Here is an 18,520-nt window from a genome sequence, read left to right on the forward strand (position 1 = left end):
CCGCCTCCACCCCGCTGCTCCGCGCGCCGAGAGCTGTGACGTGCACGTGCGGCCCCCGGCGACCCCCGCCCCCGTGGTGCCGCGCGCCCTGGCCGCGGTGCTGCTGGCGGGTGCCCTCGCCGCGGCCGGCGCCCTCGCGCCCGGCCTGGACGCCCGCGCGGCCGGTGCCCTGCTGTTCGTCGTGCAGGGCACGGCGTGGGCGCAGCTGCGCCGCACCGCGCTGCTGCGCCCCGCCGAGCGGCACGTGTGGGGCTGGATCGCCGGTGGCGCCGGCGTCCTGGCCGCCGGCGCGCTGCTGGGCCTGACCGGGGACCTGCTGAGCGCCGCGGGCGCCGCGGGTCCGCTCGCGACCTGGCTGGACCTGGCGCCGCGGCTGTCGGCGCTGGCGGCCGTGCCGTTCCTCTACCAGGGCCTGGTGCGCTGGAACCCGTTGCGGACGTACACCTCCGACAGCGGTGACTGGGTCAACGGGATGAGCGCCGTGCTGACCCTGAGCGCCGTCGGCGTGCTCGCCGTGCGGTGGTCGGGCTCCGCGCAGGCCGCCTGGTCGCTGCCGCAGCTCCTGGCGTGGGCGGGGCTGCTCGGCGGGCTGGTCGTGCTCGTGGGCACCGCCGTGACGGTCGCGGTCATCGGCGGCCTGCAGCGCGACCTGCGCACGTGGGCCGTCACGGCCGTCCTGGTGGCGCTGACCGCCGCGGTGCTGCTGCTGGGCTCGCGCGACCCCGTGGGCGGGACGCCGCTGCAGGCGGTGTGGGCGCTGGCGCTGCTGGCGCTGGCGGTGACGGGCGCGAGCGCGCCGGGCGTCGTGCCGGTGCCGGCGCGCGCGGAGGTGCCCACCGCCGGGGCCATCGCCGTCCTGTTCGCGGCGATCGTGGTCCTGGTCCTGGCCGGCCTCACCACCTCCAGCGGCGTGACGCCCACCGTCCTGGCGGGTCTGGCCGTGCTGGGGGTGGCGCTGCGCGTGGGGCACCTCGTGCACGAGACGGCGCTGCTGGCCGAGTCGCGCCACCAAGCGCTGACCGACGACCTGACGGGCGTGCCGAACCGGCGCGCCCTCGTGCAGCGCCTGGAGGACCTGGACGCCCGGGAGGGCGCCGCGCTGCTGGTCGCGGACGTGGACCGCTTCAAGGAGGTCAACGACCGCTGGGGCCACGAGCGCGGCGACGAGCTGCTGCGCCTGGTGGTGGCCGCGGCGGGGGAGGCGCTGCCGCGCCGGGGGCTGCTGGCGCGCCTCGGCGGGGACGAGTTCGCGGTCCTGCTGCCGGGCCTGGACGACGCGGCGGCCGTCGCGGTGGCGCGGCGCGTGCGCGAGGCCGTCCTCGCGCGGGTGGCGGTGGCCGGCGCCCGCTACGACGTGGCCTCCGGCGTCGGCCTGAGCGTCGGCGTCGCCACCGCGGGCCCCGGGCCGCTGGACGCCGACGACCTGCTGCGCCGCGCGGACGCGGCCATGTACAGCGTCAAGACGCGCTCGGGCCCGTCCGCGGCCACCGGTGTGGAGGTGTTCGACCGGGCCGTGGACGAGCGGCTGCGCGACCGCGCGGCCCTGCTGGCCGACCTGCGCGCGCTGCTCGACCCGGCCGGCTCGGGGGGCCGGGGCGCGCGGGACGTGGGCGAGCTGGTCGTCGTCCACCAGCCGCAGGTCACCGTCCCGGACGGCGTGGTGGTGGGCGCGGAGGCGCTGGTGCGCTGGCGGCACCCCGAGCGCGGGACGCTGCCGCCGCCGGCGTTCCTGGACCTCGTCGAGGAGCACGGGCTGATGGACGCCCTGACCCGCGTGGTGCTGACCACGGCCGTGCGCGACGCCGCCGGCTGGTCGGTGGAGGGGCGGCCGCTGCGGGTGTCGGTGAACCTGTCGGCGTCCACGCTGGCCTCGCCGGCGCTGCTGGACCTCGTCGACGAGGTGCTGGCCGCCTCGGGCTTCGACCCGTCCCGGCTGGTGCTGGAGGTGACCGAGACGGCCCTCATGGCCGACCCCGGGGTGGCGCTGGCCGTCGCGCACGCGCTGACCGCGCGCGGGGTGCAGCTGAGCATCGACGACTACGGCACGGGCTACTCCTCGCTGGCGTACCTGACGGACCTGCCGGCGGCGGAGCTGAAGCTGGACCGCGCGTTCACCACGCGCCTGCTCTCGGAGCCGCGCACCACCCAGGTGGTGCACGCCACCGTGGAGCTGGCGCACCGGCTGGGCCTGCGCGTGGTGGTGGAGGGCACCGAGGACGCGGCGACGTTCGACCGCCTGTACGTGCTGGGCGCCGACGAGTCGCAGGGCTGGCTGCACGGGCGGCCGGTGCCCGCGGCGGAGTTCAGCCGGCTGCTGGGTCATCCGGCGCCCGCGTCCCCGTCGTCGGCGTCGAGCGTCCCGACCGCTCGGCCAGCAGGTCGCGGATCTCGGTGAGCAGCAGGACGTCCTCGCCGGGGGCCTTCGGCTCCTCGACCGCCCCGGCCTTGCGCAGCGACAGGAGCCGGTTCACCGGCGTGACGATGAGGAAGTAGACGACCGCGGCGACGACGAGGAAGTTCAGGACGGCGCCGACGACCGTGCCGAGCTGCAGGCCGACGCGGGTGCCGTCCTCCAGGGTGCGCAGGGTCAGCACCCACGTGCCGTCCAGGTCGGGCGCGCCGCCGACGGCGGCGATGACCGGGTTGACCAGCCCCTCGACGACCGAGGTGACGACGGCGGTGAACGCCGTGCCGATGACGACGGCGACGGCGAGGTCGATGACGTTGCCCCGCAGGACGAAGTCCCGGAAACCCTTGACGAGCGACACGGTGGCCCCCTGCTCGAGCGGTCGGTGGTGATCGCGAGCCTAGGGGCGGTGCGGTGCCCGCGGGGAGAGCCCCCGCGGGGGGCCGCGCACCGGGCCGGTGCGGGCGGGGCATGCTGCCCGGGTGAGCGACGCGCCGCTGGACCTCGCCGTCGTCGGCCTCGGGGCGGCGGGGGCGTCGCTGGCGCACCGGCTGGCGGGCACCGGCGCCCGGTTCGCGGTGTGGGAGGCCCCGGCGTCCTCGGCGGCGCGCACGCAGGAGCGCACGTGGTGCACGTGGGGGCCGGGCGCGGGCCCGGACGCCGGGCCGGGCCCGTTCGGGCCGCTGGTGGCGGCGCGCTGGTCGCGGCTGCGGGTCGTCGCGCCCGGCGGGGCGGTGCTGCACCTGGACCTGGGCGGCTGGCGCTACCGGATGCTGCGCTCGACCGACGTGGAGCGCGCGGTCCGCGCGCGGCTGGCGGCGGCGGGGGTGCCGCTCGTGGAGGCCGTCGTGGACGAGCTGGTGCCCGCGCCGGGCGGGGTGCGGGTGGGGGTCGGTGGGCCGCTGGCGCGCGCGGTGCTGGACACGCGGCCGGTGCCGCTGCCGCGGGCGCCGGGCACCACGACGCTGCTGCAGCACTTCCTGGGGCACCGGGTGCGCGCGGCGCGGCCGGTGTTCGACCCGGGCGCGGTGACGCTGATGGACTTCCGCGTCCCGCAGCCGGCGGGCGGGGTGGCGTTCGGCTACGTGCTGCCGACCTCCGAGCGCGAGGCGCTGGTGGAGTACACGGAGTTCTCCGCCGGCCTGCTGACCGGCGCGCAGTACCGCGAGCGGCTGGACGCGTGGACGGAGCGCGCGGGGTTCGGCGCGCTGGAGGTGCTGGGCACCGAGCACGGGGTCATCCCGATGACCGACGCCTCGTTCCCCGGCTCGGACGTGCCGGGGGTGGTGCGCTTCGGCGCGGCGGCGGGGGCGGTGCGCCCCTCGACGGGGTACGCGTTCAGCGTCCTGCAGCGGCAGGCCGACGCGTTGGCGGCCCGGGTGGCGGCCGGGGCGCCGCCGGTGCCGCCGCGCCCGCACGGGCGCCGGCACCTGCTGATGGACGCGGTGCTGCTGGCGGGGATCGCCTCGGGGCGCCTGGACGGGGCGGCGGTGCTGTGGCGGCTGTTCGAGCGCAACCCGGTGCAGCGGGTGCTGGGGTTCCTGGACGGCGCGACGGGACCCGCGGACGACGTGCGCCTCATGGCGTCGTCGCCGCGGGTCCCGATGCTGGGGGCGGTGGCCGAGCTGGGCCGCCGGCGCGCGCTCAGGCGCTGAGGACGGCCTCGACGTCGAGCTGCAGGTCGACCTCGTTGGCGACGACGAGCCCGCCGTTGTCCAGGCGGGCGTCGAACTCCAGGCCGAAGTCGCGGCGGTTGATCCGGCCGGTGGCGGAGAACCCGATCCGGGTGCCGCCGTAGGCGTCGGGGCCGAGGCCGGAGACCTCGACGGTCAGGACGACGGGGCGGGTGACGCCCTTGAGGGTCAGGTCGCCGGACAGGCGGAAGTCCTCGCCGTCGTGGGTGAGGCCGGTGGAGGTGAAGACGGCCTCGGGGAACTCCTCGGCGGAGAAGAAGTCGTTCGTGCGCAGGTGGGCGTCGCGCTGCTCGTTGAAGGTTGTGACGCTCGTGACGTCGATGGTGGCGCGCACGGTGGAGGCGGCCGCGTCCTCGGCGGTGACGAGCTCGCCGGCCACGGCGCCGAAGCGGCCGCGGACCTTGCTGACGGCCATGTGCCGCACGGTGAAGGACACCTCCGAGTGCGAGGCGTCGATCGTCCACGTGCCGGCGCGCCAGCCGGGGACGGCGGGCAGGGCGGGCGCGGTGCGCTCGAGCACGGCGGTGCCGGTGGCGCCGTCGGCGGGGGCGGAGCTCTTGCTGCGGCTGAACCAGGACACGGGGGACCTCCGGGGAGAAGTGCTTGCAGCTTCAAGTGCTGACCTGACGGTACAGGTGAACAACTTGAAGCTGCAAGCATTCCCGGGGGCTCACCCGGACGGCGTCAGACCACCGTGCCCCGCTCGAAGAACCACGCCACCACCAGCGCGCCCGGGTCCACGACCCCGCGGGCCGCCTCCCCCACGTAGCTGGCCCGGCCCCGCGTCGCGCGCGAGGCCTGCGTGCCGCGCACCCCGTCCGCCGCCGCCCGGTAGGCCGCGCTCAGCGCCGAGACCGCCGGCACGCCCGCGTGCGCCGCGTCCTCCAGCGCCCGCGCCGCCGGGTCCATCGCGTCGACCATCGTCTTGTCGCCCGGCTGCGCCCCGCCCAGGCGCTGCACGCAGTCCAGCCCCGCGCGGGCCGCGCGCGCCAGGTCCTGCGCGCTCGCGCTCTCCCCGCACTCGCGCGCGAACTCGCGGAACCACATGCCCAGCAGCGGCCCGCTCGTCCCGCCCGTGTCGAGGAACCCCAGCGACACCGCCTCGAACACCCCGCCCGCGGTGTACGGGCGGCCCTGGCGGATCCGCTCGTCGGCGCTGCGCACCGCCGCCGAGAGGTTGTGCCCGAAGTCGCCGTCGCCGGACAGCCGGTCCAGCTCCGTCAGCTCGTCGGCGCGCGAGCGCACCTGCTCGGAGAAACCCCGCCACCAGGCCCGCGTCCGCCGCCCGTCCAGGTCCGCCGTGCGCGGCCCGCGCAGCGGCTCGACCTCGCGGCCGTCCTCCAGCAGCGCCAGCCCGTCCGGCGCGCGCGCGGTCGTGCCCGCGGCGGTGCCGGCAGGGGTCCGCGCCGGGGTCCCGCCCCGCTCGTCCACCGCCCTCACCTCGTCCAGGCCGGGGTGCGCACGGGGGCGTCCCACAGGCGCACCAGCTCGTCGTCGGCCGGTACCAGGGCCACCGACAACCCGGCCGTGTCGAGGGCCGTGACGGGGGAACCCAGGTAGGAGCGGGCGACGCTGACACCGCGCCGGTCGAGCACGCGGACCACCTCCCGGTAGGCGAGGGACAGTTCGAGGGGGTGCGTGGAACCGAGGCCGTCGACGACGAGCAGCACCGCGTCGCCGCGGGAGACCTCCACGGCGTCCGCGACGGGTGCGACCAACTGCTCGACGAGGTCGGCGGCGGGCGCGAACGGGCGCCGGTCGACGCCGCGCTCGCCGTGGATGCCGACGCCGAACTCCACCTCGTCGGCCGGCAGGTCGAACGACGGCCAGCGCTCCCCGGGGTGCGTGGGAGCGCTCAGCGCCAGGGACAGGCTGCGCGCGCGGGCCGCGACGCGCCGCCCCAGCGCGGCCACGTCGGCCAGCGGCGCGCCGGCCTCCGCCGCTGCGCCGCAGACCTTCTCGACGACGAGGACGGCCGTCGTGCCGCGCCGGCCGGGGCCGGAGTCCAGCCCCGTCACCGCCGGGTCGGTGGCCAGGTCGTCGGCGACGAGCACCTGCTCGACGTCGACGCCGTCGTCGTGGGCGATCTCGGCGGCGATCCGGAAGTTCAGGACGTCGCCGGTGTAGTTCTTCACCACGTGCACGACTCCGGCGCCGGTGTGCGCGGCGCGCGTGGCCGCCGCGACCTGCAGCGCCGTGGGGCTCGTGAACACCCGCCCCGGCACCGCGGCGTCGAGCATTCCGGCACCGACGAAACCCGTGTGCAGGGGTTCGTGGCCGGCGCCGCCACCGGCCACGAGCGCCGTCTTGCCGGGCCTGCGTCCCGCCGGGGCGCGCAGCAGGAAGTCCGGGTCGGAGCTGAGGGAGACGAGGTCGCGGTGGGCGAGGGCGAAGCCCTCCAGCGCCTCGTGGACGAAGCTGTCGCGGTCGTTGAGGAACTGCCGGCGACCGGGCACGTCGCGCGGCGGGCTGCGGTGCGTGCTGGTGACGCTCACGGGCGGACCCCCTCGCGGTCGGGGCGCTGCTCGTCCTCGGGCAGCGCCCCGAGCCTGGCACGCGGCGCCCGCGCCCGCACCTCCACCGGCGCACCGCGCCGCGTAGCCTCGCGGGGGTGGCGGTGCGGCTGGTGACGATCGGGGCGCAGCACTGGCGCGAGCTGCGCGACCTGCGCCTGCGGATGCTCGCCGACACCCCCCACGCCTTCGGCGACCGCCTCGAGCGCGCCGCCGCCTACGGCGACGCGGAGTGGCGCGCCCGGGCCGCCCGCTGGCAGGCGCCGGGCAACCACGCGACCGCCGCGACGGAGCTGACGACGGGGCGCTGGGTGGGGATGGTCGGCACCGTCGTCCAGGACGACGGCCGCCTGTTCGTGGTCTCGGTGTTCGTCGACCCCGCCCACCGCGGCCGCGCGGCGGGCACCGCGGACGCCCTCCTGGACGCCGAGCTGGCGCGCGCCCGCGAGCGCGGCTGGTCGCGGGTGCACCTGCACGTGCACGAGGACAACGAGCGGGCGCGGCGCTGGTACGCCCGGCGCGGCTTCACCGCGACGGGCGTGCGGGTGCCCTACCTGCTGGACCCCTCGCGGGAGGAGGTCGAGATGGTCCTCGACCTGGCCCTTCACTCACAGTAACCGTTCAGCTTTGAACTTCGTCCTCAAGGCGGCTGTGACCTGCGCCGATGCTCGGGTTGTCAGTCACCCAGCGTCGCAGACAGCGACCGGATCGCCGGAGGAGTCCCCCGTGTCCACGCCCCGCGCCCTCACCGCCCTCATCGTCAGCGGGGCCCTGCTCACGGGCGCCGCCGCCCTCGCCCCCGCCGCCTCCGCCTCCGCGGCCACCAGCACCACCACGAAGGTCGTCAAGACGACCACCACGACGACGACCACCACGGGTCACCTGCGCGTCTCCACCACCGGCCACCTGCGCTGAGGCGCCCGTCCCGGCCCGTCGCGGGCCGGGACGCGCGCGGTCTCAGGCGGCGCTGGACGTCTGCGCCGACCCCTGCGGAGCGCCCGCCGGTGCGTCGACGGACGCGTCCTCCGGTGCCTCCTCCGGTGCCTCCTCCGGTGCGTCGCCGGGTACTGGGCCACCGCCCCATCCGCCCGGGCCGCCGCGACCGCCGGGCCGCTCCGGCAGCTCGCGGTCCACGAGCTCGCCGACCCGCTCCGCCAGCTCGTCCGCGCGCTCGTCGGCCTCCTCCTGCGTCAGCCGGCCGTCGTCCACCGCCCGCTGCAGGCGCTCGCGGCCGGCGGCCACCAGGGCGTCGACCAGCTCCTGCCGGTCCACGCCCTGCGCCTCGGCCACGCCCGCGAGGGTCGCCCCGTCCTGCGCCAGCGCCGTGCGCAGCTCGTCGGCGTCCAGCCCGAGCGCCTCCGCCGCCGCGTCCAGGCCGCCGGGACCGCCGAACCCGCCCGGCCCGCCGAACCCGCCGGGGCCGCCGTGCCCACCGTGCCCGCCCGGGCCCAGCGCGTCCGAGCCGGCCAGCGCGTCGGCCACCTCGCCGGCCTGCTCATCGGTGATCGTCCCCTCGTCCACGAGCCCGGTCAGCGCCTGCCTGATGGCGCCGACCCGCTCCGTGACCCGGTCGTCCACCTCCGTGGCCGCGGCCACGGGCCCGCTGAGCAGCAGGGCCAGCCCGCCGGCGGCCGCCAGCCCGGTCGCCCCCGCCGCCACGCGCCTCGTCCTCGTCCTCACGTCCGTCCCTCCTCCCGCGCCGGACCCTCGCCGGCACCGGGCACCAGGTCTCGGCCACCCGGCTGTGCCGCGGCTGTGGTGAGCACCGGTGCCAGGTGGGAGACCGCGGCGGCCGCGGGGGCCACCGCGGACCCCTGCTCGAAACTTTCGGGTCGTTGACCGCAAATGTCGGGACCCCCTAGCGTGGGCCGGGCCCGGCACGCCTCACCGCGACGCCCCCGCCGGGTCCGACCGCCGACCCGGAGGACGCAGATGTCCCTGCCCGCACCGCCGCTGCACGACCACGAGTGGCAGGACCCCGCCCTCCCGCTGTCCGAGCGCGTCGAGAAGCTGCTCGCGGCGATGACGCTGGAGGAGAAGCTGGGCCAGCTCGGCAGCGTCTGGCTGCGCGACGCCGACGGCGCCAACGTGGCCCCCGGCCAGGACGAGTTCACCGTCGGCGCCACCTACGAGAACATCGCCCGCGACGGCCTGGGCCACCTGACCCGCACCTTCGGCACGCGCCCGGTCGAACCCGCCGAGGGCGTCGCCCTGCTGCGCGAGCACCAGCGCTTCCTGCGCACCCGCACCCGCCTGGGCGTGCCCGCCATCGCCCACGAGGAGTGCCTGGCCGGGCTGACCGCCTTCCGGGCCACCATCCACCCCGTGCCGCTGGCCTGGGCCGCCGCCTTCGACGCCGAGCTGGTGCGCGAGATGGCCGCCGCCGTCGGCGCCGACATGGCCGCCCTGGGCGTGCACCAGGGCCTGGCCCCCGTCCTGGACGTCGTGCGCGACTACCGCTGGGGCCGCGTGGAGGAGACCCTCGGCGAGGACCCGCACCTGGTCGCCGAGCTGGCCACCGCCTACGTCGCCGGGCTGGAGTCCGCCGGGGTCGTCGCCACCCTCAAGCACTTCGCCGGGTACTCCGCCTCCCGCGGCGCCCGCAACCACGGCCCCGTCTCGATGGGCCGGCGCGAACTGCTCGACGTCGTCCTGCCCCCGTTCGAGCGCGCCCTGCGCGACGGCGGCGCCCGCTCGGTCATGCACTCCTACTCCGACGTGGACGGCGTGCCCTCCGCGGCCGACGAGTGGCTGCTGACCGAGCTGCTGCGCGGGGAGTGGGGCTTCGAGGGCGTCGTCGTCTCCGACTACTGGGGCGTGCCGTTCCTGCAGCGCTCGCACGGCGTGGCCGCCACCGAGGGCGAGGCCGCGGCGCTCGCGCTGCGCGCCGGCGTGGACGTCGAGCTGCCGCAGACGGAGTCCTACGGCGAGCCGCTGGCCGAGCTGGTGCGCTCCGGCGCCGTCGACGAGGCGCTCGTGGACCGCGCGGTGCGCCGCGTCCTGCGGCAGAAGGGCGAGCTGGGCCTGCTCGACGCGCACGCGGAGGAGGAGCCCCCGGCCGTCGTGCCCGACCTGGACGCCCCCGACCGCCGCGCCATCGCCCGCCGGATCGCCGAGCGCTCGGTCGTGCTGCTGCGCAACGAGTCCGGGACGCTGCCGCTGGCGCAGGACGTGCGCCGCATCGCCCTCGTCGGGCCCGCCGCGCACGACGCCTCGACGTTCTTCGGCTGCTACTCCTTCCCCAACCACGTGCTCAAGGAGCGCCCCGAGCTCGGCCTGGGCGTCGAGGCGCCCACGCTGCTGGACGCGCTGCGCGCCGAGCTGCCGGGCGCCGAGGTCGAGCACGTCGCCGGCTGCACCGTGCGCGGGGACGACCGCAGCGGTTTCGCCGCCGCGCAGGAGGCCGCCGCGCGCGCCGACCTCGTCGTGCTGGCCGTCGGCGACGAGGCGGGCCTGTTCGGCGCCGGCACCTCCGGCGAGGGCTGCGACGTGGAGGACCTGCGCCTGCCCGGCGTGCAGGCCGACCTGGTGGCGGCCGTGCAGGAGGCCGCGCAGCGCGCCGGGACGCCCAGCGTCCTCGTCGTCGTCTCCGGCCGCCCCTACGCGCTGGGCGCAGCGGCCGACGCCGCGGGCGCCGTCCTGCAGGCGTTCATGCCCGGCGAGGAGGGCGGGCCCGCGCTGGCCGGCGTCCTGTCCGGTCGCGTGGCCCCCTCCGGGCGCCTGCCCGTGCAGGTGCCCGCGCAGGACGCCCCGCACCCGGGCACGTACCTGCAGCCCAAGCTCGGCACGGACGCCGCCGGCGTCAGCTCGCTGCGCAGCGAGCCGGCGTTCTGCTTCGGCCACGGCCTGACCTACACGGAGTTCTCCTACGGCGACCTGCAGCTGGGCGCCGAGGAGGTGCCCGTCGACGGGGCGGTCACCGTCTCCCTCACGGTGACGAACACCGGCGGGCGCGCCGGCACCGCCGTCCCCCAGCTGTACCTGTCGGACCCGGTGGCGACCGTCGTGCGCCCGGTGCGCTGGCTGACCGGGTTCACCCGCGTCGACCTCGAGCCCGGCCAGTCGCGCCGCGTGACGTTCACCGTGCACGCCGACCGCACGGCGCTCGTGGACGCGCGCTACCGCCGCGTCGTCGAGCCCGGCCGGATCGACGTCCACGCGGGCGCCTCGGCGGGCGACACCCCGCTGACCGCGTCCTTCACCCTCGTCGGGTCCGCCCGCGTCGTCGGGCACGAGCGGGTGATGGACACTCCCGTGGAGGTGTCGTGACCGCTGGCCACCTCGGCCAGCGCGTCGCGCCGGAGGGGGTGGTCGCCGTGCCGCGCATGACGATCGCCCAGCTCGCCGAGGCCGCGGGCGTGTCGGTGCCCACCGTCAGCAAGGTCCTCAACGGCCGCAAGGACGTCTCGCCCGGCACGCGGGCCCGGATCGAGCAGCTGATCTCCGAGCACGGCTACCAGCGCCGTCGCACGGGGGCCCGCTCCGGGCCGCGGCTGCTGGACCTGGTGTTCAACTCCCTGGGCAACCCCTGGGCGCTGCAGGTGGTGCGCGGGGTGGAGGGGGCCGCCTCGGCGCAGGGCGTCGAGGTGGTCCTGTCCGAGTGCAGCGTCGGGCGCACCCCGCGCCAGGAGTGGCTGGACAGCGTCCTGGCCCGCCGGCCCACCGGCGTCATCATGGTGTTCTCCGACCTGGAGCCCGACCAGCGCACGCAGCTGGAGGCCCGCGGCATCCCCTACGTCGTCGTGGACCCCGCGGGCGACGACGAGGGGGGCGCCCCCTCGATCGGGTCGGCGAACTTCGACGGCGGCCTCATGGCCACCCGGCACCTCGTGGAGCTGGGGCACCGGCGGATCGCCGTGGTCGGCGGCCCGCGGGACACGGTGCCCAGCCGCGCCCGCGTGGCCGGGCACCGCGACGCCCTGGCCCACGCCGGGCTGGGCGCCGACCTCGTGCGCTGGGGCGACTTCTCCGTCGAGAGCGGTCACGCCCACGGCCGCGAGCTGCTGTCGCGCCCGGACCGCCCGAGCGCCGTGTTCGCCGGCAACGACCTGCAGGCGATCGGCGTGTACCGGGCCGCGCACGAGCTGGGCCTGTCGGTGCCGCACGACCTCTCGGTCGTCGGCTACGACGACCTGCCCGTGGCCGACTGGATCATCCCCGGCCTGACGACCGTGCACCAGCCGCTGCTGGAGATGGCCGACGCCGCCACCAAGCTCGTCCTCGCCCTGGCCGAGGGCGAGCAGCCGCCCGTCCTGCGGATGGACCTGGCCGTGCACCTGGTCGTGCGCGGCAGCACCAGCGCCCCCGCGCGTCCCTGACGCGCCCGCGCGGGCGCGCCGAGGCTCCCGCGCGCCCCGAACACCCACCCACCCCGACCGGGAGGTCACCCCGTGCCGACCCCGCAGCCCTGGTTCCCCGACACCCACCCCTGCTGGCTGCCCGCCGCGCGCGGGCGGCACCTGGCCGCCGCCCGCGTCGAGGTCGACGGCGGCGGGCCGGCCGGCGCGACGGTGCTCGACGAGGTGGCCTCGCTGCGCGCCGAGCTCGGCCTGGGCGAGCCCGCCGCGGACGCGCCGCGCTGGCTGTTCACCACCGCCGGCGCCCCGGACGGTCTGCGCCCCGGGGGTTTCGCCGTCCACCACGACGGCGCGGACCGGGTGGTCCGCGCCCCGGACGGAGCCGGTCTGCTGCACGGGTTCTACCGCGCGCTCGTCGTGCCCGACGTCCTGGACGGCACCGTGGAGGACCCCGCGGTGGACCTGCGGATGCTCGACTCGTGGGACAACATGACCGCCGACGGGGTGATGGGCAGCGTCGAGCGCGGCTACGCGGGCGACTCGGTCCTGTTCCGCGACGGGCGCGTCGTGGAGGACCTCACGCGCGTGCGGGGGTTCCTGCGGCTGATGGCCTCCGTCGGCCTGAACGCCTGGGCCCTGAACAACGTCAACGTGCACGACGCCGAGCGCGGGCTGGTCGACGAGCACCTGCCCGACGTGGCGCGGGTGGCGGACCTGGCGCGCTCCTTCGGCGTGCGGGTGTGGCTCAGCGTCGACTTCAGCTCCCCGATCTCCCTCGGCGGCCTGGACGTCGCCGACCCGCTGGACGAGCGCGTCGCGGCGTTCTGGCGCGAGACCGCCGACCGCCTGTACCGGGCGGTGCCCGACCTGGGCGGGTTCCTCGTCAAGGCCGACTCCGAGGGCCGCCCCGGACCGCACGCGTACGGGCGCGACCACGCCGACGGCGCGAACGTCCTGGCCCGCGCCCTGGCCCCGCACAGCGGCACGGTGCTGTGGCGCTGCTTCGTCTACGACCACCGCCAGGACTGGCGCGACCGCAGCACCGACCGCGCCCGCGCCGCCCACGACCACTTCGTCCCGCTCGACGGCCGCTTCGACGACAACGTCGTGCTGCAGGTGAAGAACGGCCCGATGGACTTCCAGGTGCGCGAGCCGGTGTCCCCGCTGCTGGGGGCGCTGCGGGAGACCACGACGGCCGTGGAGTTCCAGGTCACGCAGGAGTACACGGGCCAGCAGCAGCACGTCTGCTACCTGGCGCCGCAGTGGTCGGAGGTCCTGCGCTTCGACTTCGGCGAGGGCACGAGCGAGCCGCGCACCGTGGCCGACTGCGCGCGCGGCGGCGTGGTGGCCGTCTCCAACGTGGGCGACTCCTGGTGCTGGACGGGCCACCCGCTGGCGCAGGCGAACCTGTTCGCGTTCGGCCGGCTGGCGTGGGACCCGCGGCTGGACCCCGACGCCCTGCTCGGCGAGTGGTCGCGCGCCACCTTCGGCGACGACGAGGAGCTGCTGGCGGGCGTCCACGACGTCGTGGCCGGTTCCTGGCGCACGTACGAGGACCTCACGGCCCCGCTGGGGGTGGGCTGGATGGTCAGCCCGCACCACCACTACGGCCCGGACGTGGAGGGCTACGAGTACACCGCTTGGGGCACCTACCACTTCGCCGACCGCGACGGCGTGGGCGTGGACCGCACGGTCGCCACGGGCACGGGGTACGCGGGGCAGTACCCGCCGGCCCACGCGGCCCGCTACGAGGACCTCGCGACGTGCCCGGAGGAGCTGCTGCTCTTCTTCCACCACGTCGGCTACGGGCACCGCCTGTCCACGGGCGAGACGCTCGTGCAGCGCATCTACGACACGCACTTCGCGGGGGTGGAGGACGTGCGCCGGCGGGCGGCGCGCTGGGAGGAGGTCGCCGACCGCGTGGACGAGCGGACGGCCCAGGAGGTGCGGACGCGGCTGGCCGAGCAGGTGCGCTCGGCGCAGGAGTGGTGCGACCGCATCACGACGTACTTCCACCGCGCCAGCGGCGCGCCGGACGCGCACGGGCGCCGCATCTTCTGACGGCCCACCCCCGACAGCCCGCAGCGGGCCGCCCGGACGCACGGACGGCCCGCTGTCGCGCGTCCGGCCCCCGGGAGGCGGTCCGCCCGGCGCTGGGTGTGCCGACGCTCAACCACTGTCCAGCGAGCTGGACAGTGTCTTGACGTGTCCGCGGGGAGGTGCCTAGAGTCCCCGCCTAGAAAGTGTCGATGCCGACACCGAAACTTTCGAGCGACTCACAGGGAGGTGAGGACGTTGGCGGTGCACGCCCCGACCGGCCAGCCGTCAGGCCAGGCGCCCGTCCCCGCGGTGGGCGTACCCCCCAAGGGCTCCGGAGCCCCGCGCCCCACGTGGCGGCGGGCCGTCGCCCGGGACTGGCGGCTGTACTCGCTGCTGCTGCTGCCCGTGGCGTGGTTCGTGGTCTTCAAGTACCTGCCCATGCTCGGCAACGTCATCGCCTTCCGGCGGTTCGTGCCCGGCGGCAGCGTCTTCGGCGAGGAGTGGGTCGGGCTGGACTACGTCCAGCTCTTCATCGACGACCCGACCTTCTGGAACGTCTTCCAGAACACGCTCGTCCTCGGCACCCTGACGCTCCTCATCGGCTTCCCGCTGCCGATCGTCTTCGCGCTGCTGCTCAACGAGCTGCGCAGCAAGAAGTTCAAGAAGTTCGTCCAGACGGCGTCCTACCTGCCGCACTTCATGTCGATCGTCATCATCGCCGGCATGGTGCTGCAGTTCGTCTCCCTGCGCGGCACCGCCAACCAGGTCATCGGCCTGTTCGGCGCCGGCCCGATCCCCTTCATCCAGGACCCGGACTGGTTCCGCACCATCTACGTCGCCTCCGACGTGTGGCAGACGATGGGCTGGGGCGCGATCCTCTACCTCGCCGCCCTGACGACCATCGACGAGTCGCTGTACGAGGCCGCGCGCATCGACGGCGCCAACCGCTGGAAGCAGACCTGGCACATCACCCTGCCCGGCCTCGCGCCCACGATCATCGTGCTGCTCGTCCTGAACATCGGCACGTTCCTGTCCATCGGGTTCGAGAAGGTCCTCCTCCTCTACAACCCCCTCACCTACCCCACGGCGGACGTCATCAGCACCTACCTGTACCGGGTCGGGCTGGAGTCGAATAGCTTCAGCTACGCCACGGCCATCGGCCTGTTCGAGTCGCTGATCGGTCTGTTCCTCGTCCTGTCGGCGAACGCCCTGTCGCGCCGCATCGTCGGATCGAGCCTGTGGTGAGCGCGCCGACGGTCGACCTCAGCGACGTCCGCGCGGTCCCGGCGTCCACCATCAAGGACTCCCGCGGCTACCGCGCCTTCCGGGTGGTCAACGTCGTCGTCCTGTCCCTCGTGGTCGTGGTGACGATGTACCCGTTCGTCAACATCCTCGCCCAGTCGCTGTCCAGCGAGGCCGCGATCAACGCCGGGCAGGTCAACGTCGTCCCGCGCGGCTTCAACCTGCAGACCTACGAGGTCGTCATGGGCGACCGCGCCTTCTGGCGCGGCTACGCCAACACGGTGCTCTACACCGTCGTCGGCACGGCGATCTCGATGTTCCTCACGACGTGCTTCGCCTACGCCGTCAGCCGCCGGCACCTCAAGGGCCGCACCTTCTTCATCACGTTCGCCGTCTTCACGATGTTCTTCAACGGCGGGCTCATCCCCAACTACGTGCTCGTCACCTCGCTGGGGCTGAACAACACCATCTGGGCGATCGTGCTGCCCAACGCGGTCAGCGTCTTCAACCTGCTGGTGATGAAGACGTTCTTCGAGGCGATGCCCGAGGAGCTGGAGGAGGCCGCCGCGGTGGACGGCCTGAACACCTACGGCATCCTGCTGCGCATCGTCCTGCCGCTGAGCAAGGCCGTCCTGGCCACCATGACGCTCTTCTACGCGGTGACCCACTGGAACGCCTGGTTCCAGGCGTTCCTGTACCTGGACCGCGCGGACATGTTCCCCGTGACGATCTACCTGCGCAACATGATCGCCGGCGTCACGACGTCGACGTCCATGCAGGCCACCACCGAGAGCGCCGGGCAGGTCGCGGCGAACATCCAGTCGGTGACGATGGTCCTCACCGTGCTGCCGATCGTCATGGTCTACCCCTTCATCCAGAAGTACTTCGTGTCGGGCGTGATGCTCGGCTCCGTGAAGCAGTGACCCCAGCACCCCCACGACCCGTTCGACGACGAACCGGAGGACACCCGTGAGCACCCACCACGCCGTGCACGGCCCCACCCGCCGCCAGACCCTGCTGGGCCTGGCCGCCGCCGGCAGCGTCGGCGCCCTGGCGGCCTGCGGCGGCGGCGACGCCGGCGAGGACGTCAGCGACAAGACCAAGGGCGCGATGGAGGGCTACGACGTCGGCCAGACCTTCCGCGCGACCGAGCCGCTGACCTTCACCACGCTGTTCAGCGACCACCCGAACTACCCGTTCAACCCGGACTGGCTGTTCTGGTCGGCGCTGTCCGAGACGACCAACGTGTCGCTCGAGGCCACCATCGTCCCGATGAGCGACTACCCGCAGAAGCGCAGCCTCGTCGTCAGCGCGGGCGACGCCCCGGTCATCATCCCCAAGACCTACCCGGGCGAGGAGGCCCCGTTCGTCGCCTCCGGCGTGGTGCTCGCGGTCAGCGACTACACCGACCTCATGCCGCACTACCGGCAGAAGGTGCAGGAGTGGGGCATGGAGACCGAGCTGGAGACCCTCCTGCAGGACGACGGCAAGTACTACGTGCTGCCCGGCCTGCACGAGAACCTGTGGCCCGACTACACGATCCTCATGCGCACCGACCTGCTGGAGGAGAACGGCATCCCCGAGCCCACCACGTGGGACGAGTTCGCCGACGCGCTGCGCGCCCTCAAGGCCGCCTACCCGGACGTCATCCCCTTCTCCGACCGCTACGAGGGGCAGAACTTCCTCAACCAGGTCGGCACCGGCCACGGCACGGTGTCCGGCTGGGGCTACGGCGAGGGCATCGTCCACGACGGCGACACCTTCCAGTTCGCCGCCGCGACCCCCGAGCACGAGGACTTCGTCGCCTACCTCAACGGCCTGGTGGCCGAGGGGCTCATGGACCCGGAGAGCTTCACCCAGACCGACGACCAGGCCACGCAGAAGCTCTACACCGGCCAGTCGTTCGCCATCAGCGGCAACTCCCAGGACCCGCCCAAGCACCGCGCGGCCATGGACTCCAGCCTGGGCGCCGGCACCTACGAGATCCGCAAGATCGTGCTCCCGGCCGGCCCGGCGGGCAACCTCGTGGGCGGCACCCGCCTGGAGAACGGCATCATGATCTCCGCGGCGGCCGCCGAGCGCGACGACTTCCAGGCGCTCGTGCAGTTCGTCGACTGGCTCTGGTACAGCGACGAGGGCCGCGAGTTCGCCAAGTGGGGCGTCGAGGGCACCACCTTCACCAAGGACGCCGACGGCACCCGCCGCCTGACCCCCGAGGTCAGCTACCTCGACCTCAACCCCGAGGGCACGAAGGACCTGCAGACCGAGTACGGGTTCATGGGCGGCAACTTCTCCTACGGCGGCACCACCGAGCTGCTGCGCTCGATGATGAACGAGGAGGAGGTCGCCTGGCAGGAGGCGATGGCGTCCAAGGAGCAGGTCGAGCCGGTCCCGCCGCACCCCTACACCGCCGTCGAGCGCGAGCAGGTCACCCTGCTGGCCACCCCGCTGAAGGACTACGTGGCGCAGGGCGAGCTGCAGTTCGCCCTCGGCCAGCGCGACGTGGCGCAGTACGACGCCTTCGTCCAGGAGCTGGAGGGTCGCGGCATGAGCCGCTACCTGGACATGGTCAACCAGGCCGCGGAGAGGGTCTGACGTGAACGGGGGCGCGCGCCGGGAGTTCGGCAGCGGGTGGCTGTTCCGCGCCTGCGAGCGGGTCTGGGCCACGGTCGTCCTGCAGTTCTGGACGACCGCCGCCCTGGTCCCGTCGGGGCTGGTGGCCGCCGCGCTGGTGCCGGACGTCTCCAACGCGCCCCTGTACGCGCTGGCCGCCCTGCCCGTGGGGCCGGCGCTGGCCGCCGCGCTGCACTGCGGCACCCTCCTGACCGCCGGGGACGACCCGGCGGTCGGGAGGGAGTTCCGCCGCCGCTGGGTCTCCGACGCCCGCGACGTCCTCGCCTTCTGGGTGCCGGCCGTCGCCGTCGTCACCGCCCTGCTGGCCGGGCGGGCGCTGGACCCCACCGGCGGCACCGGCCCGCTCGGGCTCGTCGTCGCCGCGGGCGTGCTCCTGTGGGCGGCGGTGATGCTCGTGCTGGTCACCGCGTTCAGCTTCCGCACCCGCGACGCGGCCCGCCTCGCCGTCCACGTCGCCGTCCGCTTCCCCGGCCTGACCCTGGTCCTGCTGGCCGTCGGCGCCGTCCTGGTCGCGGTCAGCGTCACCGTGGGCTCGTGGGCCGCGGTCGGCCTGCTGGCGGTCGCCGCGCAGGTCGTCGCGGCCGCCGCCGGGCCCGCCCGCCGGGCCGTGCGCGCCGAGCACACCGGGCACACTGAGCACACCGAGAACCCCGAGGGCGCCGAGCCCGCCGTCCCCGCAGGAGCCTGAACCAC

General features: G+C 75.3%; 16 protein-coding genes. 11 read left to right on the forward strand and 5 right to left on the reverse strand.

Translation table 11 applies throughout. From position 1 onward, the window contains the following. The first annotated feature begins 40 nt into the window (after window positions 1-40). Window positions 41-2,395, forward strand: a complete 2,355-nt coding sequence (locus AB8M62_RS04940; protein WP_369054272.1) for a putative bifunctional diguanylate cyclase/phosphodiesterase — start codon at window positions 41-43, stop codon at window positions 2,393-2,395. Here AB8M62_RS04940 and mscL read toward each other — a convergent pair. Beyond that, window positions 2,304-2,768 carry a large conductance mechanosensitive channel protein MscL gene (gene mscL / locus AB8M62_RS04945; RefSeq protein ID WP_369054273.1) on the reverse strand — a complete coding sequence of 155 codons (465 nt, stop codon included), beginning with the start codon at window positions 2,766-2,768 and terminating at the stop codon, window positions 2,304-2,306. The two genes, AB8M62_RS04940 and mscL, sit on opposite strands and share 92 nt — an antisense overlap. Before the next feature lie 121 nt (window positions 2,769-2,889). On the opposite strand from mscL, the gene AB8M62_RS04950 reads away from it, so the two are divergent. Next, complete coding sequence (locus AB8M62_RS04950; protein WP_369068811.1) at window positions 2,890-4,062, forward strand: lycopene cyclase family protein; 1,173 nt, start codon at window positions 2,890-2,892, stop codon at window positions 4,060-4,062. Here AB8M62_RS04950 and AB8M62_RS04955 read toward each other — a convergent pair. From AB8M62_RS04955 to AB8M62_RS04965, 3 genes are all read right to left on the reverse strand, one after another. Continuing rightward, window positions 4,052-4,681, reverse strand: a complete 630-nt coding sequence (locus AB8M62_RS04955) for a YceI family protein (protein WP_369054275.1) — start codon at window positions 4,679-4,681, stop codon at window positions 4,052-4,054. The two genes, AB8M62_RS04950 and AB8M62_RS04955, sit on opposite strands and share 11 nt — an antisense overlap. A gap of 104 nt (window positions 4,682-4,785) precedes the next feature. Continuing rightward, window positions 4,786-5,532: a DAK2 domain-containing protein gene (locus tag AB8M62_RS04960; RefSeq protein ID WP_369054276.1), complete on the reverse strand. Its 747-nt coding sequence runs from the start codon at window positions 5,530-5,532 to the stop codon at window positions 4,786-4,788. Window positions 5,533-5,537: 5 nt separating this feature from the next. Beyond that, window positions 5,538-6,596 carry a dihydroxyacetone kinase subunit DhaK gene (locus tag AB8M62_RS04965; RefSeq protein ID WP_369054277.1) on the reverse strand — a complete coding sequence of 353 codons (1,059 nt, stop codon included), beginning with the start codon at window positions 6,594-6,596 and terminating at the stop codon, window positions 5,538-5,540. Between the two features lie 116 nt (window positions 6,597-6,712). Here AB8M62_RS04965 and AB8M62_RS04970 point away from each other — a divergent pair, with 116 nt between their 5' ends. After that, window positions 6,713-7,231 (forward strand): GNAT family N-acetyltransferase, encoded by a 519-nt coding sequence (locus AB8M62_RS04970; protein ID WP_369054279.1) that lies wholly within the window; start codon window positions 6,713-6,715, stop codon window positions 7,229-7,231. Window positions 7,232-7,340: 109 nt separating this feature from the next. After that, entirely contained in the window at window positions 7,341-7,529 is a 189-nt protein-coding gene (locus AB8M62_RS04975; RefSeq protein WP_369054280.1) for a hypothetical protein, read from the forward strand. A gap of 42 nt (window positions 7,530-7,571) precedes the next feature. Here AB8M62_RS04975 and AB8M62_RS04980 read toward each other — a convergent pair whose 3' ends face one another. Next, complete coding sequence (locus AB8M62_RS04980; RefSeq protein ID WP_369068812.1) at window positions 7,572-8,294, reverse strand: hypothetical protein; 723 nt, start codon at window positions 8,292-8,294, stop codon at window positions 7,572-7,574. Between the two features lie 252 nt (window positions 8,295-8,546). Here AB8M62_RS04980 and AB8M62_RS04985 point away from each other — a divergent pair, with 252 nt between their 5' ends. From AB8M62_RS04985 to AB8M62_RS05015, 7 genes are all read left to right on the forward strand, one after another. Then, window positions 8,547-10,883, forward strand: coding sequence for a beta-xylosidase/alpha-l-arabinosidase (locus tag AB8M62_RS04985; protein ID WP_369054283.1), 2,337 nt, complete (start codon window positions 8,547-8,549; stop codon window positions 10,881-10,883). 56 nt (window positions 10,884-10,939) lie between these two features. After that, window positions 10,940-11,932 (forward strand): LacI family DNA-binding transcriptional regulator, encoded by a 993-nt coding sequence (locus AB8M62_RS04990; protein WP_373694855.1) that lies wholly within the window; start codon window positions 10,940-10,942, stop codon window positions 11,930-11,932. A 72-nt stretch (window positions 11,933-12,004) separates the two neighbouring features. Then, on the forward strand, window positions 12,005-13,972 hold the full coding sequence (locus AB8M62_RS04995) for an alpha-glucuronidase (protein WP_369068814.1): 1,968 nt from the start codon (window positions 12,005-12,007) through the stop codon (window positions 13,970-13,972). A gap of 240 nt (window positions 13,973-14,212) precedes the next feature. Further along, window positions 14,213-15,196, forward strand: coding sequence for an ABC transporter permease (locus AB8M62_RS05000; RefSeq protein ID WP_373694850.1), 984 nt, complete (start codon window positions 14,213-14,215; stop codon window positions 15,194-15,196). Window positions 15,197-15,246: 50 nt separating this feature from the next. Further along, window positions 15,247-16,116 (forward strand): carbohydrate ABC transporter permease, encoded by an 870-nt coding sequence (locus AB8M62_RS05005; RefSeq protein WP_369068886.1) that lies wholly within the window; start codon window positions 15,247-15,249, stop codon window positions 16,114-16,116. A 46-nt stretch (window positions 16,117-16,162) separates the two neighbouring features. Then, window positions 16,163-17,788 (forward strand): ABC transporter substrate-binding protein, encoded by a 1,626-nt coding sequence (locus AB8M62_RS05010; RefSeq protein ID WP_369068815.1) that lies wholly within the window; start codon window positions 16,163-16,165, stop codon window positions 17,786-17,788. Between the two features lies 1 nt (window position 17,789). After that, the gene (locus AB8M62_RS05015) at window positions 17,790-18,515 is read left to right on the forward strand and encodes a hypothetical protein (RefSeq protein ID WP_369068816.1); all 726 of its coding nucleotides are present in this window, start codon (window positions 17,790-17,792) and stop codon (window positions 18,513-18,515) included. The last annotated feature ends 5 nt before the right edge of the window (window positions 18,516-18,520 follow it).

Source organism: Kineococcus terrestris (assembly GCF_041020755.1).
GTDB lineage: Bacteria > Actinomycetota > Actinomycetes > Actinomycetales > Kineococcaceae > Kineococcus > Kineococcus terrestris.

Coding starts and splice junctions, on each gene's coding strand:
- AB8M62_RS04985 (WP_369054283.1), top strand. CDS start 8,547: ATGTCCCTGCCCGCACCGCCGCTGCACGACCACGAGTGGCAGGACCCC.
- AB8M62_RS04990 (WP_373694855.1), top strand. CDS start 10,940: ATGACGATCGCCCAGCTCGCCGAGGCCGCGGGCGTGTCGGTGCCCACC.